General features: G+C 60.4%; 16 protein-coding genes. 10 read left to right on the top strand and 6 right to left on the bottom strand.

What is annotated here, in order from left to right; all coding sequences use genetic code 11:
* Positions 1-13 precede the first annotated feature (13 nt).
* Positions 14-1021, bottom strand: a complete 1008-nt coding sequence (locus tag ABYM29_RS10790) for an FAD-binding oxidoreductase (RefSeq protein WP_372864755.1) — start codon at positions 1019-1021, stop codon at positions 14-16.
* A gap of 86 nt (positions 1022-1107) precedes the next feature.
* On the opposite strand from ABYM29_RS10790, the gene ABYM29_RS10785 reads away from it, so the two are divergent.
* The 10 genes from ABYM29_RS10785 to ABYM29_RS10740 all read left to right on the top strand — a co-directional run bounded on the left by ABYM29_RS10785 (position 1108) and on the right by ABYM29_RS10740 (position 10349).
* Positions 1108-1794, top strand: coding sequence for a class I SAM-dependent methyltransferase (locus tag ABYM29_RS10785; protein WP_372864753.1), 687 nt, complete (start codon positions 1108-1110; stop codon positions 1792-1794).
* Positions 1795-1856: 62 nt separating this feature from the next.
* Entirely contained in the window at positions 1857-2279 is a 423-nt protein-coding gene (locus ABYM29_RS10780) for a TM2 domain-containing protein (RefSeq protein ID WP_372864751.1), read from the top strand.
* Positions 2280-2522: 243 nt separating this feature from the next.
* On the top strand, positions 2523-3794 hold the full coding sequence (locus ABYM29_RS10775) for a glycosyltransferase (protein ID WP_372864749.1): 1272 nt from the start codon (positions 2523-2525) through the stop codon (positions 3792-3794).
* A 152-nt stretch (positions 3795-3946) separates the two neighbouring features.
* Positions 3947-4702 (top strand): amidohydrolase family protein, encoded by a 756-nt coding sequence (locus tag ABYM29_RS10770; protein ID WP_372864748.1) that lies wholly within the window; start codon positions 3947-3949, stop codon positions 4700-4702.
* A 130-nt stretch (positions 4703-4832) separates the two neighbouring features.
* On the top strand, positions 4833-5768 hold the full coding sequence (gene cbiB, locus ABYM29_RS10765; RefSeq protein ID WP_372864747.1) for an adenosylcobinamide-phosphate synthase CbiB: 936 nt from the start codon (positions 4833-4835) through the stop codon (positions 5766-5768).
* 59 nt (positions 5769-5827) lie between these two features.
* Entirely contained in the window at positions 5828-6802 is a 975-nt protein-coding gene (locus ABYM29_RS10760; protein ID WP_372864745.1) for an aminotransferase class I/II-fold pyridoxal phosphate-dependent enzyme, read from the top strand.
* Positions 6795-7121 (top strand): TfoX/Sxy family protein, encoded by a 327-nt coding sequence (locus ABYM29_RS10755; protein WP_372864744.1) that lies wholly within the window; start codon positions 6795-6797, stop codon positions 7119-7121. Before ABYM29_RS10760 ends, ABYM29_RS10755 begins: the two co-directional genes overlap by 8 nt.
* 30 nt (positions 7122-7151) lie before the next feature.
* Complete coding sequence (locus ABYM29_RS10750) at positions 7152-7478, top strand: BolA family protein (protein WP_372864742.1); 327 nt, start codon at positions 7152-7154, stop codon at positions 7476-7478.
* Position 7479: 1 nt separating this feature from the next.
* The gene (locus ABYM29_RS10745) at positions 7480-8418 is read left to right on the top strand and encodes a rhodanese-related sulfurtransferase (RefSeq protein WP_372864741.1); all 939 of its coding nucleotides are present in this window, start codon (positions 7480-7482) and stop codon (positions 8416-8418) included.
* A 176-nt stretch (positions 8419-8594) separates the two neighbouring features.
* Entirely contained in the window at positions 8595-10349 is a 1755-nt protein-coding gene (locus ABYM29_RS10740) for a wax ester/triacylglycerol synthase family O-acyltransferase (protein WP_372864739.1), read from the top strand.
* Positions 10350-10432: 83 nt separating this feature from the next.
* On the opposite strand, the gene ABYM29_RS10735 is transcribed toward ABYM29_RS10740, so the two are convergent.
* The 5 genes from ABYM29_RS10735 to ABYM29_RS10715 form a co-directional block, all read right to left on the bottom strand.
* Entirely contained in the window at positions 10433-11980 is a 1548-nt protein-coding gene (locus ABYM29_RS10735) for a diguanylate cyclase (protein ID WP_372864738.1), read from the bottom strand.
* A gap of 96 nt (positions 11981-12076) precedes the next feature.
* Positions 12077-13465 (bottom strand): multicopper oxidase family protein, encoded by a 1389-nt coding sequence (locus ABYM29_RS10730; RefSeq protein WP_372864737.1) that lies wholly within the window; start codon positions 13463-13465, stop codon positions 12077-12079.
* Between the two features lie 9 nt (positions 13466-13474).
* Positions 13475-14605, bottom strand: coding sequence for a DUF1513 domain-containing protein (locus ABYM29_RS10725; RefSeq protein WP_372864736.1), 1131 nt, complete (start codon positions 14603-14605; stop codon positions 13475-13477).
* A gap of 1 nt (position 14606) precedes the next feature.
* Positions 14607-15713, bottom strand: coding sequence for an imelysin family protein (locus ABYM29_RS10720; RefSeq protein ID WP_372864735.1), 1107 nt, complete (start codon positions 15711-15713; stop codon positions 14607-14609).
* Positions 15714-16493, bottom strand: a 780-nt coding sequence (locus ABYM29_RS10715) for a di-heme oxidoredictase family protein (RefSeq protein ID WP_372864734.1), incomplete at its 5' end; no start/stop codon positions are given. It lies immediately after the preceding gene.

Here is a 16493-nt window from a genome sequence, read left to right as displayed (position 1 = left end):
CGTGGGTTTTTAGTCAGACCTGTTGGCTGAAGTCTAAAAAGGCCTCGCTAAAGATCTGCGCGCGGGAGGCGCCGCGCATAAACAGCCCCCGCTGATAGCGCTGCACAAAAGCGCTGCTGCCGCTGAGGTAACACTGATCACTGCCCAGTGGGCCGAGTTCGTCGAGCTGCGTATCCAGCGTGGGCAGATTGCCGTCGCCAGCGGCTTCCCCCCACTGTGCGCGCTGCACGGTGATCGCGCTGTTGGCTTGCAGGGCCTGCAGAGCGTCGCAGTCATACAGCTCAGCGGGGGTGCGCGCGCAGTGAATCAAGGTGATCGGGGTGTCGGGCAGGCGCAGCAGAGCGTGTTGGGCGATCGCTAACAGCGGGGCGAGACCGGTGCCGCTGCCCAGCAGCAGCAGGCGTTTTGCCGGGCGATCATCGCGCAGTAAAAATTCGCCCACCGGGCCCATAATGTGTACCGCACTGCCGGGCTGGCGTTGACACAGGGCGTCGCTGACTTGGCCGTCGGGAAAGCGGCGAATATGCAGCTGCAAGTGTCCGCTGCCGGCGAGGTTGGTGGCCGAGTAACAGCGGCTGTCGACGCCGTTTAGGGTGAGGTTGATGTACTGGCCGGGCTGCCAGCGCAGCGCGGTGGCAAGACTGAGTTGCCACACGCTATTGCTTATCTGTCGGCATTCCGTGATGGTGGCTGGCTGCCAGTCGCGGCCGTCGTGCGCAAGGGCAACCTCCAGAGATTGCCGGGGCTGCAGTTGGCAGCTCAGGAACAAATTTTCGGCGCGCTGACTGGGACTCAGGCCTGACTGAGCGGCGGCGATGTCGATCGTGCCATCGGCCGTTACTAGCTTCAGGCGACAACTCTGGCAAACCCCTGCTTGGCAGCCATGGGGGATAGCTTGGCGATGGCGCAATAAGCACTGCAGTAAGGTTTCGCCGCGGCTCAGTTCGAAGTGTTGGCTGTTGAAAATAATATCGGGCATATCATTGGCGGCGCGCAGTGCGCGGGGACGGAGAGACTTCATGTTACGCAGCGCTGGCCTGGCTGTCATGTGACTTTTCTTTATCGGCCGCGGTTGCCAAAATAGCCCCTGTGACCAGGGAGAGGGCAATGACTAAGCAGCGGGAACAGCAAATTTTGGACAGTTGGCAGCGCAACGCGCAGCCCTGGGTGAGGGCCTTAGAGCGCGGCGCGATTGTCAGTAGAGTGACGGCGACCAATCGCGCGATTGTGGCGGCAATTGCCAGGCTGGCGCCGCAGCGGGTGCTAGATGTCGGTTGTGGTGAAGGCTGGTTGCTGCGGGAATTGGCTGCCTTGGGCGTTGCGGCGGAGGGGGTGGATGCGGTGCCGGAGTTGGTTGCGACAGCGCGGGCCAAGGGCGCCGCGAACTGCCACTGCCTGAGTTATCAACAGTTGGCCACGCATCCCTGGGCATCGCGTTTTGATGTGGCGGTGTGCAATTTTTCTCTGTTGGGAGAGTCTTTAGAAGGCGTGCTGCGCGTGCTGGCGGCATTGCTAACGCCGGGCGGACGGGTGTTGGTACAAACACTGCATCCCTGTTTTACTGCCGGCGCGCAGGGTTACCAGCGGGCCTGGCTAGAGGGGAGTTGGCAGGGGATGCCGGGCGATCTGCGCGCGGAGTTTGGCGACGCGCCACCGTGGTATTTTCGCCGCTTAAGTGATTGGCTGCAGCTGTTTGCCGCTGCGGGTTTTGTGGTGACTGCGATAGACGAACCGGCGGCGGAGGTCGGCGGCGAGCCACTCTCGATTATCTTTGAGTTGTGTTTGGTGCAGTAATGGCCGTGTTGATACAGGGCGAACGTCCTTCGCGCTGTGATTATGGATTTGGGAGTTAAAAAATGGCTGGGAGCTCGCTGGGGAGTAATCTTAATAATACTCACAATGTGGTGATTGCCTACGTACTTTGGATATTTGGTTTTATGGGGGCTCACCGTTTTTATTTAGGGCGTCCAGTGAGTGGCACGGTGTATTTTTTTACCTTGGGGCTGTTTTTTATCGGCTGGCTTATCGATCTGGTGTTGATCCCGTCAATGGAACGGTCGGCCGATCGGCGCTATACCTCGGGGGACACCAGTTACTCGGTGGCTTGGGTGCTGCTGACGTTTCTCGGCATTTTTGGGCTGCACCGTTTTTATCTTGGCAAGTGGTTGAGCGGTCTGCTCTACCTCCTTACCGGCGGGCTGTTCCTGCTTGGTGTGATCTACGATTACTGGACCTTGAACCAGCAAATTAGCGAGCGCAATAGCCGTTTGTTCTTGTGATTGCCGTGCCCGATCCGGGCCTGGTCAGCCTGTCGCTGGACACTGGCGCTGGTCGACGGTGGCGGGGACTGGCGGGCGGCGGTCATCGCGCCGGTGTTTTTAGCGGGCCAATTCACGGGCTTTGTATGTAAAATAGCCGATGAATGACCGTGTCAGCCCTTTGCGGCCGCGGTGTGTCCCTCGGTTTTTTTTACAGTGATGTGGATTCGTGCAGCGACTACTTGGTAACTGCGGGTGGCCGCTTTGAGCGCCGTCCGCCAACTGCTCTATATTGGCCACGTCTGGCCGGAGCCCAATTCCTCGGCGGCGGGACGGCGGACTTTGGCACTGCTAAAGCTGCTGCGCAGTCAGGGTTGGCAAATCAGTTTCGCTTGTGCTGCCGCGCCCAGTTCGCAGCGCTACCCCCTTGCCGAGCTGGGGATTGGGGAGCTGCCAATTCGCCTTAACTGCGACAGCTTCGATTCCGTGTTGGCCAGCCTGCAGCCGCAGATGGTGGTGTTTGATCGCTTTTTAAGCGAGGAACAGTACTCCTGGCGGGTGGCCAATGTGTGTCCGCAGGCCCTGCGCGTATTGGATACCCAGGACTTGCACAGTTTGCGTGAGGCTCGACACCAGGCCTTGAAGCGCGGCGACGAGGTTATGAGGCCCGCTCCGGGCGATTTAAACAGTGAGCTAGCGCAGCGTGAACTGGCCGCGATTTGGCGCAGTGACCTCAGTTTGATTATTTCAGAAGCGGAAATGGCGCTGTTGCAAAACCACTACGGCGTGTCGGCGGCATTGTTGCACTACTATCCCTTGCTCAGTGACGGTTGTCAGCCGAACCAGGCGGACTTTGACGATCGCAAGCACTGCCTGTGTATTGGCAATTTTCGCCATGCTCCGAATTGGGATGCACTGCGCTATCTGCGCAGTGAATTGTGGCCGGAGATCCGGCGTCGCTTGCCGGGTGTGCAGTGTCATATTTACGGCGCCTATCCCCCTCCCAAGGCGCAACAGCTGCACAGTGAGAAGCTGGGTTTTTTGCTTAAAGGCTGGGCGCCAGATGCCGGCGAGGTAATGCGCCGCGCACGGCTGTGTTTGGCCCCCTTGCGCTTTGGCGCCGGGCAGAAAGGTAAATTACTGGAAGCCATGGAATATGGCACGCCATCGGTGACGACCGCCGTGGGCGCCGAGGCTATGGTCGGTCAGGGAGTCTGGCCGGGGATGTTGGCCGACACCGCCGACGCCTATATTGAGGCAGTGGTGGCCCTGTACAGCGATCGCCAACGCTGGCACCAAGCGGTGGCCGCCGGCGAGGCCTTGTTGCCGCGTTTTGCCACGGGGCCGCACAACGCGGCCTTGGCGGCGCGTTTAACGCAATTGTCGGATGCACTGGAGGTGCAGCGACAGGGCAATTTTATTGGCGCGATGTTGCGTCACCACAGCCTGCGCAGTCATCAATATATGTCGCAGTGGATCGCCGCGAAGCACCGTCTGGCGGCGCAGCTCGAGTCCGATACTGAGGGAAATCGGTAGTTTGCAATGTCGCGGTTGTTCTGCCATGTTGGGGATTCTGGTTGCTTTTTGAGCAGCGCTGCGTCAGCGCGAGTATTCCGGCGTGCAGGGCCGGAGACCGGGAAATAAGGGCCTGTCAGGGAGTATAGACCCGCTAAGGAGTCTGGCGAGCTATGGAACATCTGATTTTTGATGCACATTTGCACATTATTGATCCCGCCTATCCGCTGGTCAGCAATGACGGCTTTTTGCCGACCGCTTTTACCGTTGATGACTATATCCATCAGACCGCTCAGCTGGGGATTGCCGGCGGGGCCGTGGTGTCTGGATCGTTTCAGAGTTTTGACCAATCCTATTTGCAGGCAGCGCTGGCTAACCTGGGGCCGCATTTCGTCGGTGTGACACAGTTGCCGCACAATACCTCCGACGAGGCCTTGCAGGAGTTGGACCGGCAGCGGGTGCGCGCGGTGCGGTTTAATTTGCGCCGGGGAGGTTCGGAGGCTGTTGAGCATCTCTGCTACTTTGCCAAGCGGGTGCATGAAATGCTGGGCTGGCATGCCGAGATATACTGTGACAGCACTGCGCTGGGCGAGCTGGAGGCGGCGCTGTGTGAATTGCCCGCAGTGAGCATTGACCATTTGGGCTTGAGTAAAGAGGGCTTGCCCTTACTGTATCGCCTTGTGGAGCGGGGGGTCCGGGTGAAGGCCACCGGTTTTGGTCGCGTTGATTTTGCGGTCAGTCAGGTGGTGCGCCGCCTGTATGATATTAATCCCGATGCGCTAATGTTCGGCACCGATCTGCCGTCGACGCGCTCGCCGCGGCCGTTTAATCCCATTGATATCGAAATTATCGGCAACGCCCTGGGCGACGTTTCCGCGCGCCGGGTGCTGTGGTACAACGCGGTGAATTTCTATCGTTTGGTGGGTTGATGGGCGCCGCCGCTTGACCCCCATCGGGGGCTTGATTACAGTCCCGTTCCTCTGTCGTTACACGGTCCAGCCTGAGTCGCGTGGATAGGCGCCTGCGCTAGGCGTTAATTACCTGATTCAGCCAAATTCAATGAACGAACTTCTGACTTCCACTGCCTTTGTTGTGTTGTTGGCTATTGCGCTTGACCGCGTGCTGGGCGAACCGCGCCGGCTTCACCCACTGGTCGCGTTTGGCCGCTTGGCCGCCGCGCTGGAGCGGCAGTTAAATCGCGGCAGTGCTGTCGCGCAGCTGTTGCTGGGCGCGCTGGCTTACGGTTTGGCGGTGTTGCCCGCGCTGGTGGTGCTGCTGTGTTTGTCAGCGATGTTGGCTGAACAGTCAATGTGGTTGTCGCGGCTGCTGGACGTGCTGGTACTGTATTTGGCGATAGGTTGGCAGAGCATGCGCGAGCACGTGTTGCCCATTGTTGATGCGCTGGCTGCTGGCGACCTCGATACCGCGCGGCGCGCCCTGTCTTATATCGTCAGTCGCGATACGGCGTCTCTGGATGAGTCACAGCTGTTGACCGCTGCGGTGGAAACGACACTGGAAAACAGCAGCGACGCACTGCTTGCCTCGCTGTTCTGGTTTGCTGTGGCCGGACCGGTGGCGGTGTTGGCGCATCGCTTAAGCAATACCCTTGATGCCATGTGGGGGTATCGCAATACCCGGTTTAATTATTTTGGTCGGGTCGCTGCGCGCAGTGATGACCTGCTGAATTTTATCCCCGCCCAACTTACGGCCTTGAGCTTTGCCCTATTGCGGGCATCGCCGCGTGCCCTTCGCTGCTTGATGACTCAGGGCTGGCGTTGGAAGAGCGTCAATGCCGGTGCGGTGATGGCCAGCGGCGCGGCAGCATTGGGCTTGAAGCTCGGTGGTGAGGCTTGCTATCACGGCCAGCACCAGCGGCGGGCGACACTGGGCGAGGGGCGGTCACCGCGCTCTGCTGACTTGGCTAGGGCGCTGCATTTGGTCGACGGCGTCAGCCTGCTGTGGCTGCTGCTATTGTTTGTGATGGCTGTCCTGTGACTCGCCGGCGCCCACCCGTGCACGGGGGTGACCCCCGCCAGCGTCAGTACCCGGCGGGTATGACTGAACCCCTGTTAAATCTTGCGACGGGTATTAACCCCTGGCCCTGGCCGGTGCCGCCGCTACCTGACGACTGCTTTAGTCATCTCCCTTATGACTGCTCAAGCTTGCAGCGTGCGGCGGCGGAATATTATCACGTTGATGAGGGGCAATTACTGTTGACGGCGGGTAGCCAGCCGGTGATTCAATTGTTGCCTCGTCTCTGTGAGCGTGGCGCGGTGTTGTTGCCGGCGGTGGCTTATGAGGAACACGCTTACCGCTGGCAATTGGCCGGCCATCACTGCCATTACTTTGCGGACTACGGCCGCGAGGCCTTGGCGGCCGACATTCGCCGTTGGCAGATTCGCTACCTGGTGCTAGTCAGTCCCAATAACCCCGACGGCCGTCAAATCCCGTTGGCAGATCTCGAGTATTGCCTGTCGCTTCTGCCTCGAGACGGGCTGCTGGTGGTGGACCAGGCCTATGTTGATTGCTGTCCTGAATATCAGGCAAATCGCTTGTTGCAGGATGCTCGGGTGCTACTACTGCGCTCGGTTGGTAAATTTTTTGGCCTGCCGGGTTTGCGCTTGGGCGCGGTATTGGCCGGCAGTGACTGGCTGGCCGAATTGCAGCGCGATATTGGCCCCTGGTCATTGAGCCGGGCGGCACAGTGTCTCGGTCCGGAACTGTTTGCAGACCGCGCTTGGCAGGCTGCGACGCGGGAGCGCCTGCGGCGCAATGCCGCTGATCAGTCGCGACTATTGGTGACGCATCTGGGTGCCGATGCCGACGCGGTATTTTATCAGCCATTATTCACCACCTTTAAAATGCCACTGGCACGGGCGCAAACACTGGCCGAACAGGCCCTGCAGCAGGGGCTTCTCTGTCGAGTGTACTGCTGTGGTGACAGCGGCTATATGCGCTGGGGCTTGGCGGCTGACGCCGCGGAGTTACAGGTCCGTTTGGCGGCCTTCACGGCGGCCCGCGATGGATGAATCGATTCGCTATTTGTTGGAGCAGTTGCGGCCCTTGGCTGGGCTGACGGCGAGGCGGATGTTTGGCGGTTACGGCCTGTTTTGTGAGGGACTGATGTTTGCTCTAGTCGCCGACCAGCAGCTGTATTTCAAGGTCGATGAACAAAGTGTGGCGGCCTATCGCCAGCGCGGGTTGCCGGCCTTTCGCTATTTGCGGCGCGGTGTGTGGGTCAGCTTGAGTTACCACTTGGCGCCGGAAGAACTGATTGACGAACCGGGGGCGCTATTGCCTTGGGCTGAAGCGGCGGTGGCGGCCGCTCGCCGTGCTCGCGGTGTATAATGCCGGGTATTGAAATAGGAGCGTACTTCCATGCAGATCGAGCAAGCCATTCGCGACAAGTTGGTCGCTGGTTTTCACCCGGAACATTTGGAGCTGGTTAACGAGAGCCATATGCACAGTGTTCCCGCTAACTCGGAAACCCATTTCAAAGTGGTGTTAGTGGCGGCGGCATTCTCGGCAAAGCGTCGGGTAGCGCGACACCAGGCGGTGTACGCGGCCTTGGCCGAGGAGTTGGCGGGGCCGGTTCATGCCTTGGCCCTGCATTTGTTCAGCCCGGATGAGTGGCGAGAGCAGGCCGTGGCGGTGCCAGATTCGCCCCAGTGTCTGGGCGGCAGTAAAAAAGAGGCAGGGCACTGAGATGGCAAATATCGTAGTGGCGGCTCTCTATAAATTTGTCAGCCTGCCGGATTTTCACGACTTGCGCGAACCCTTGTTGGATAAGTGTTTGGCACTCGGTATACGCGGAACCTTGCTGTTGGCCGAAGAGGGTATCAATGGCACGGTGGCGGGCAGTCGCGAGGCCATAGACAGTTTGCTGGCACAGCTGCGCGCCGACCCGCGGCTGGCGGACCTCAGTCACAAGGAATCCTATGACGAGGCGCAGCCCTTTTACCGTATGAAGGTAAAATTGAAAAAAGAAATTGTCACCATGGGCGTGCCTGATATCGACCCCAATCAGGTGGTCGGTAGCTATGTTAAGCCCAAGGATTGGAATGCGCTGATCTCCGATCCGGAGGTTGTGCTGATTGATACGCGAAATGACTACGAAGTGGAGATTGGCAGTTTTAAGGGCGCCGTGGACCCTAAAACCAAAAGCTTTCGTGAGTTTCCCGACTATGTGCGCCAGCACTATGACCCCAGCAAACACAAGAAGGTGGCGATGTTCTGTACCGGCGGGATTCGCTGTGAGAAAGCCTCGGCCTTTATGAAGCAAGAGGGGTTCGACGAGGTCTACCATTTGGAGGGCGGCATCCTCAAGTATCTGGAAGAGGTCGATGAGGCGTCCAGCCTGTGGCAGGGAGAGTGCTTTGTTTTTGATAACCGCGTGTCGGTTAAGCAGGGGCTGCAGCCCGGTCACTATGAACTGTGTCACGGCTGTCGCCGTCCGATAGACGAGCGTGACAAGCAGAGCCCGGATTACGAGGAGGGGGTGAGTTGCCCCGCCTGCCACGCACAGTTGAGCGATGAGCAGCGCCAGCGTTTCCGCGACCGCCAAAAACAGATTGAACTGGCGCGTCAACGCAATGTGCCCCATGTCGGCGCACCACCGCCGGCCCGGCAGCGCAACAAGGGCTGAGGCTGTGCAACGCTGCAAATAAATTGTATCGTAGTTAGCCCGTCTGGCGTATGGCGCAGGCTGTTAAGGTCGGTACACTGTTGGCGCAATATATGCAGAGCTGGAAAGTGGCCCTTGAGTAATACAGTCGTGAAGTCGGGCCAGTGAAGGGATTAGCGGATAACGAGGTTTAAAGGATGAAGCAGTTAGGCGTACTCGATACGGCGTTTGTTAACTTGGAACACCCTAATACACCACAGCACGTCGGTGGCATGGGGATCTATGATCCATCGACCGCACCTGGCGGGTTTGTGCGTTTTAAAGGGGTGATCGCAAATTTTGAGCGTCGCCTTAAGAAACACTCTATTTTCCGCTCGCGCATGGTCAAGGTGCCGGGTAATTTGGATCGCCCTTATTGGGTGCAAGACGCCAATTTTGATGTCGAGTTTCACATCCGCCACTTGGCGTTACCTCAGCCCGGGGATTGGCGCCAGCTGTGTATTTTGATCGCTCGCTTGCACGCGCGGCCGCTGGATATGTCGCGGCCGCTGTGGGAGGCCTATATTATCGAGGGCCTGGACAACATCCCCGGTGTGCCTAAGGGGGGCTTTGCCATTTACACCAAGATGCACCACTCGCTGGTAGATGGCGCCGGTGGTTCATCCATTATGTCGGTCATTCACGATCTCGAGCCTGATCCGGAGGCGGTGCCTGAGGCGCCGGAGACGGTGATGGTCGATGTTGCGCCGAGTTCGCTCTACCTGGGCACGGCCAGTGCGGTTAACCAGGTTAAAAATAGCGTCAAGATACTGGGTGGCGCTGCCAGCACCATTAAGGATCTCGGCAAATTGGCCTGGGGCGTGGCTCGCAAAAAAATTCCCATGCCGTCAATTACCTCGCCGCGCACGCGTTTCAACACTCCGGTCGGCCCCTACCGGGTGTTTGAGGCTGCCGAGTTTATGCTGGACGACGTCAAGCTGATTAAAGACCACGCCGGGGTGAAAATTAATGATGTCGTCCTGGCGGTGGTGGGCGGTGGTATGCGCAGTTATCTGCAGCATCACAATGAATTGCCCGAGGACAGTCTGGCGGTATCGATTCCGCTGAATATGCGGACCCGCCGCGGTGTGTCCGATGAAAATAATCAGGTGGGCTCGGTATTTGTAGAAGTCCACACCGAGATGGATGACCCCCTGGCGCGCCTCAAGGCTGTTTATGCCAGCAGTCAGGACGCCAAAGTGTTTGGCGAGAACTCGCCGCTGGTCGATGTGTTGCGGTTGGCCGGGGTTATGCCGCCGGCACTGACCCGGCCCTTGGTGAATACCTATGTCAACAACGAATTGACCCAGCATCTGCCCCTGGGTATCAGCTCGGTGGTCTCCAATGTTGCAGGGCCTCCGTTTCCGCTGTATTCGGCGGGAGCCCAGATGGTGCGCTACTACGGTCTCGGTTTGCTAACACCGGGGGTGGGCCTGTTCCACTTGGTGTTTAGCTCCAGCGGTGTGGTGACCATGTCGATTCTCGGTGATCGCGACAGCATGCCAGACCCGGCGTTTTACCGTGAGTGTGTCGAAAAGGCCTTTAGCGATTTGCTGGATGCGGTGAAAAAGGACAAGGCCAGTAAAGAGAAGGCGGACAAGGCTGCGGTTAAAACGCGCAAGAAAGCGACGGTGAAAAAAGCGGCGGTGAAAAAAGCCGGTATTGCTTCGCCCGACAAAGCACCGGTCAAAAAGGCGCGCGCGACGACCAAAAAAGCGGCGTCTACGGCGGCAGCGAAAAAGACCGTCAGCAAGGCCGCTGAGGTTAAAGCGCAGGTGGCAGAGCGGAAAACGCCTGCCGGTGACAAGGCTGCAAAGCCCGCTGACAGTGATCGGGTCAGTTCTCTGTTAGGCGCGGATAGCCCGGCTGATACCGCCAGCAATGTGGTGAAGCTGAGCGCTGAAAGTAACTAGTCCGCAGCGCGAAAGTGCTGACAGGTTGTGAAAACGGGGGCTATCAGCCCCCGTTTTTTTTAGTGCCCATTGGCGGTCAAAACTTAGTTTCCAGTGTTGCTGGCGTCGTGAACGGCTAACTGGTCGCGCCCCATTTGCTTGGCGCGGTATAGCGCGGCATCGGCTTGGCGAATGAGGCTTTCGGAGTTGTCGCCACTCTGGGGGACTGCGCAGGCGACACCGGCACTGGCCGAGACAATGTTGCGCTGCGGAGCGGCGGCGTGGGGAATGGCGCGTTGGCGCAGGGCGTTCAGGGCGTTTTCGGCCAGTGCCCGTGCATTGTTCAAATCGACGTCCAGTAGCAGCACAATAAACTCCTCACCGCCGGTGCGGGCGACGACATCGGTGTCGCGGCTAAAGGTCTGTTCCAGCAGTGTGGCAAACTCGCGCAGTACGCTGTCGCCGCCGTCGTGGCCGTAGCAATCGTTGTACTGCTTGAAATAGTCCAAGTCAAAAACAATCGCGCTTAGCGGCATGGTCTTGCGGCGAGCGAGCCGCCACTGGTAGTCAAGGCGCTCTTGAAACAGCCTGCGGTTGCCGATGCCGGTGAGCGCGTCTTTGTAGGAATAGGCCTCTAGTTGCTGGGTATGGGCGGCGACGTGGTTGAGCAGTTCATTGCACTCGTCGACCAGTTTTCCCAATTCATCGCGGTTGCGGTAGACCAGTCTTTCGCGGTAATTGCTGGATTGGCGAATACGTCGCATTGTGCTGCTTAACTGCTCAATAGGGCGCAGGATGCTGTGCTGCATCAGTAGCAGTACGAAGGCCCAGGCCAGTATGGCGACGGCCAGCGAGGACAGGATGATCGGGCTGAAGAAGTCGTCGTCAAAGGCGCGTGGGGCGGTGTTGAAGCGCATATGCAAAATAATGTCTCCCTGGCGATTTTTTAACAGGGAGTAGAGGGTATCGTCGCGACTGCGCTGGCCTAATTCGATGCCGTAGTGCTGGCGTTGCTGAAGGCTTTCTTCATGGCTGATCGCGGCGACGGTCAGGCCGAGGCGCTCGCCCAGGCTGGCGATCATATTGCTGTCTACCCGCCGGACAGCAACATAGGTCGCGGGCAGCTGAGCGCTGTGCCAGCTGCCGCGACCTGCGGCAAAGATCAGCGGGCCGTCGGCGCTGCTGAGTAGTACTTCTGAGGTAGTGATGTCGCTGGCGCTATCGAGTTTGGCGATGGCGATGGCGAGCACTTGCTGTACCACGGCGGCCGAGGGAAGTTGCTGCGGCTCGGTGATCAACTCTCCGGCATGCACGCTGGCATTGCGACCGTTTTCGTCGGCGAGAATAAAATAGTCGAGCTCTTCGTAGCCACCAATGTGGGCCAGTTGCTCGACGACGGGAGACCAATCGACGCGTTTGTCGAGGGATTCGAGTAGGCCGGCGGCAGCATAAATGCGCTTCACTCGGCTTTGCAGATTTTCGCGATAGCGCTCTACAGCTTGCTCGAAACGGCGGATATCGCGGGTATCTGCGGCGTGTTCAATTTTGCGCAGTTTCGGATTGATGAAAAACTCGCGGGCCAGCAGTCCAGAGGTGATCGTGAACAGCATGGTGCTGATGACGATAAGTGTCGCTTTGCTGGTTAGCTTCATCCGCGTGATGGCATTCCTTGCTGTAGGCGATCAAATAGTATCCGAATGAATCTCCATTGGCCATTGTGAAAAGCCCCTAGGCCGTGGCGAGGCTATTTAAGCGATGGTGATATAACCCATTAAACCGGTTTTCATGTGTTCGATGACGTGGCAGTGAAACATCCAGCGGCCGGGGTTGTCGGCTACGAAGGCGATGCGCGCCCGCTCGTTTTTTTCCAGCAGTATGGTGTCACTCTCATAGGGAGTGATGTCGCGCTTGTCGGAAGACAGTACCGTAAAGATTAAACCGTGCAGATGAATGGGGTGCTGGTGGGGGGTGGCGTTGTGCAGCTCGGCGATATAGCTGCGACCCCGTTGCAGCTCAGCCAGCGGCGCCGGCAAGCTCTGCTTGCCGTGTTCGCCCCAGGCGCGGCGATTGATCAGCCAAAAGCTGTGGTCGGCCTGGCCGTCGTGCCCGGTCGGTGACAGCGCGCCCTGCCACTCGAAGACAAAGCGCAGGGTTTCGGCCCGCGCCAGGTCGGGCTTGGCAATGGGGTTGGCGGGCAGGCTGGGCAGGGCGGTGAGTGCCGGTGTTGGCTGGCCAGGGGGCACGCTGCGCAGCCGGCACAGCTCGACACCAAAGCGGCCTTGTTGGTCATAGACCGGAACTTCAGTGCCGGCCGGCGGCGCGATCAGGCCCAAGTCCATGCGCATGCCGGCGCCCAGTGGTGTCAGCGCAAAGGGGCGGTGGGGTGTCAGTGGGCTGCCGTCCAGCGCCAGCATACGCGGTGTGGCCCCGCCCAGTTTGGGGCGGTAAACCCGGGTGTTATCCATGTTGAGCAGCCGCAAGCGCAGCGGCGCGCCGGCGGGCACCTCGATCACTGGGCGCTGTTGGCCGTTAACGGTGTTGACCGTGCCCAGGGTGCCGTCGCGAAAGGCCTCGCGGGGTATCGACAGCGGCAAATAGCTGCCGTCGGCGCGCAGTCGCCAGTCTTTGAGGCCGACGATAACCTCGTGATAGGGCTGAGGCTCGCGCTCCTCAACGATCAGCACGCCGACCATGCCCATGCCCAGTTGGCGAATACTGTTGATGTGGGGGTGATACCAAAAGGTGCCAGCGTCGGGGCAGACAAAGTCGTAAATAAAGCTTTCGCCGGGGGCGACCGGTGCCTGGCTGAGCACCGGCACCCCGTCCATGGCATTGTCCAGGCGAATGCCGTGCCAGTGAATGGTGCTGGCCTCGTCGAGGTGGTTGTCAAAGCGCAGTCGCAGGCGCTCGCCCTGGCGCACGCGAATTGTCGGGGCGGGGAACTGGCCATTAAAACCGAGAATATCACTGATGCCGCCGTCGACTAGTTGCGCACGGCCTTTCTCCGCGCGCAGTACATAGTCGTAGTCAAGGCTGTTGCCGTCTTCTGGCGGTCTGGCCATGGCCAGGCTGAAGCGCGGCAGAGCGCTGGCTAAACCGATGCCCAGGCCCTGCTTGAGTATGCTGCGTCGTTTCATGGCGGTGTCCTAGGAGTGTGCGAGGGTCGCAGCTAGCGCAGGTGCGACCAGGCTCAGGTGGTTGTCCCAGCGCAGCTGGGGCAGATAGGCCAGGGCTTGTAATTCGCGCTGGCCGGCGCGAGCCGCCATCAGCTGGCCCGAGCTGCTGCTGACGATAAACTGCTGGTGGGCGGGATCAAACACCGCGCCGGCGCAGTCGCGCAGCTGCCAGCTTTGCACAAAGCGCTTGTCGGCAATCGACCACAAGGCGAGCAGATTATCCTTTGGGAAGCTGCACAATACCTGCTGCTGATCGTCGGTGGCGACGCTGGCGACGTAATCCTGGCGAAGGCCCAGCGGGCCGCTGCTATCCAGTGCCTGTAGCGCGCCGCCACGGCGGTGATGGTAGACCAGTGGCAGGCCCGACGGCACGGCGCCTTGGAATTGGGCGCCGACGATGACGTCGCCCTGGCGGTTCACGTCCAGGTGGCGAAGGCTGAGTTGCGGGTGAGGGGCGGGCACAAACTCGACCACCTTGGCGCTGTGCAGATCGATATAACTCAGGCCCGGCGCGAGCTGGTCGGGGTTGAGCGTCTGGCGGCCGGAGGCGGGCAGGGTTTTCAGCCCGCCGATGGCAACGACCAAGTGGCGGTCATCCGGCATCAGCGCCAATTCGTGGGGGCCGATGCCGCCGCAGTCGAGGTGGCCTTGCAGGCGGTAATCGCGGTGACAGTCATAGACGCCAATGGCGCCGCGGCCGCCGCCGGCAACATGGTTCTCGGTGGTGTATAGCCAGCGGCCGTCAGCGCTCAGGCAGCCGTGGCCGTAGAGGTGGTAGCCGTCGGCGGTATGAATTCTATGGCGCAGTGCGCCGCTGTGTATATCCACAACATAGAAGTGGCTGCCCGGGCGGCGGGCGAAGAACAGCGCTTCACCGCGCTGGGGGTGTACGCAGCTGTCGTGACCGCGCTCCTCGCCGGCCAGTGAAAACGCCCATTGACTGCCGTGCATCACGCCCAGCAGAGGCTGCCCACTGTGGTCGCTGGCGGCGCTGCATACCGGCGTATAAGGCGGCCTTGCCGCGCTCTGCTGGCGACATGATCCGAGCGCAGTTGCCAGCGGCAGGCCGAGGGCGGCGAGCAGCAATCGGCGGCGCTGCATATCAGTCTCCATCGGCGCCATTAAAACTGAGGGTAATCCCCAGTGCCTCGGGGAGCGGGTTTTTGAGCAGTGTCACCAATTGCTGGCTCGCCGTGTAGAGATTGTCCAGTGCGGCCTGTTGCGCGGGGTTGCCGGCGGCCTCGAAGAGGCTGCCTTCCACCGCCTGCGCGGCGGCGATGGCCTGCTCAAATGCGGCAATGATCTGGTCGGCGAGCGCCGCGTGTTGGTGGCCGCGAAGAAAATCATCGAGGCCATAGCGCTGGTCGGCCAAATACAGGCGCTGCATGGCGTTGAGATTGCCGATGATGGCCTCGCGTGAAAAAGCGCTGCGCCACCACTCCAGCAAATAGCGCTGTTGGTGTCCGGCGTCGCTGGCCAGCCCCAGCGGGCGTTCAAGTTTGTCGCGCTTGATCAATTCCGCGCCGGCGACCAGCGACTCGACGATACTGGCAATCGCTTGTTGGTGATCCGGGTAATGCGGGTTGTCGGCGCCGGGGCGGGTGAATGTCGCAATGTAATTGCCGTGCTCGGGCAGCCAGTCTCGATGGAGTTGTTCACTGAGTTGCTGCTGGTGAGCCGCAATGGCGGTCAGTGCGGCGCAGCGGCGAGAGGGCTCGCCCTGATACATTGCGAGCTGTCCGGCCTTGGCGTCGAACAACAGGTATTCCAGCGCACTCAGTCCCTGGATCACGACACTGCGCTTGGCGATGAGCTCGCGGTCGATGACCTCCTCGCCAGTCAGCAGGGCTTCGAGCTTGCGGGCGACGAGGTTCTTTTTGTCTGGCCAGAATTGGATCTTCCAGCTCTGGTTGTCGCTTGTCAGCGGCCCAAAACCCTTAAATTGCAGTGCCGACCAGGCCACCGCGCTGTGCCGCCAGCGCTCGCGGCTAGCATCGAGGCCGGCTTGATCGGGAGCCTGGCAAAAGCGCTGGCTGGCCTCATAGAGTTGGGCGCTGGCCAGCGCAAAGTCGCGGTGGGCCGGCAGTAAGCTGGTGTTTGCCGTGTCGTTCAGCAGGCGCTGCTGCGGCGGTGGCGTGCAGGCAGTGATGGCCGCGAGGCTCAGTAGTGCCGCCAGTTGGCGCCAGCGATGAAGGGCGGGCATGAACATCTACAACTCCTTTAAAAACTGAATCAGGCTGGCCTGTTGGTCGGCGCTGAGTTGCTGAAAGCGCTCAGCGGCGCGCTGGCCCTCGCCGCCGTGCCAGTGAATGGCCTCGGCGATACTGCGGGCGCGACCGTCGTGCAGCAGACGGGTATTGTCGGGCTCGCGACTGCGTATGCCAAGCCCCCACAGCGGCGCGGTGCGCCATTCGCTGCCCAGGGCATCGCCTTCGGCGACCGGGTCTGCCAAGGCCGCGCCCATATCGTGCAGCAGTAAATCGCTGTAGGCGCGGGCGCTGCGCTTGCCGGCGGGCAGCGCGGGGCGATGGCAGGCCGCGCAGCCGAGCTGCTGGAACAGTTGCTGACCAGCGGCGTGTGGCTCGGCGGCCGCTGCCGGCATGGCCAAATTGGCCACATAGAAGACCACCGCGTCGAGCAGGGATTCACTAATTTCCACGCCGTCGCGGTCGGCGCCGGAGGCGCGCTGGCAGTGCAGCAGCAGTTGGCCATCACCCTTGGCCTGTTGGGCGCAGCTGGCGGCACGTCGCAGCGGATTGTCGATGCCCAAGTCTTCGGCAAACGCCTGGGCGACTTGTTCGCGCAGCGAGGCCTGCGCCGCCTTCCAGCCAAAGCGGCCGACCTGTGGTGAGTCGCCGGCCGGGTTCAGGATTGCCGCGCGGCCCGAAATGCCGTCGCCGTCGCCGTCGTCGGGGTCTTGCCAGGCGAGAATGTCGGCGTCGTCAACGCCGTCCAGCAGTCCCATGCCGAGCAGCATCGGTGCCAATCG

Source organism: Spongiibacter sp. (genome assembly GCF_041602295.1).
In the GTDB taxonomy this organism is placed as follows: domain Bacteria; phylum Pseudomonadota; class Gammaproteobacteria; order Pseudomonadales; family Spongiibacteraceae; genus Spongiibacter.
This window is presented reverse-complemented; position numbering and strand designations above follow the sequence as displayed.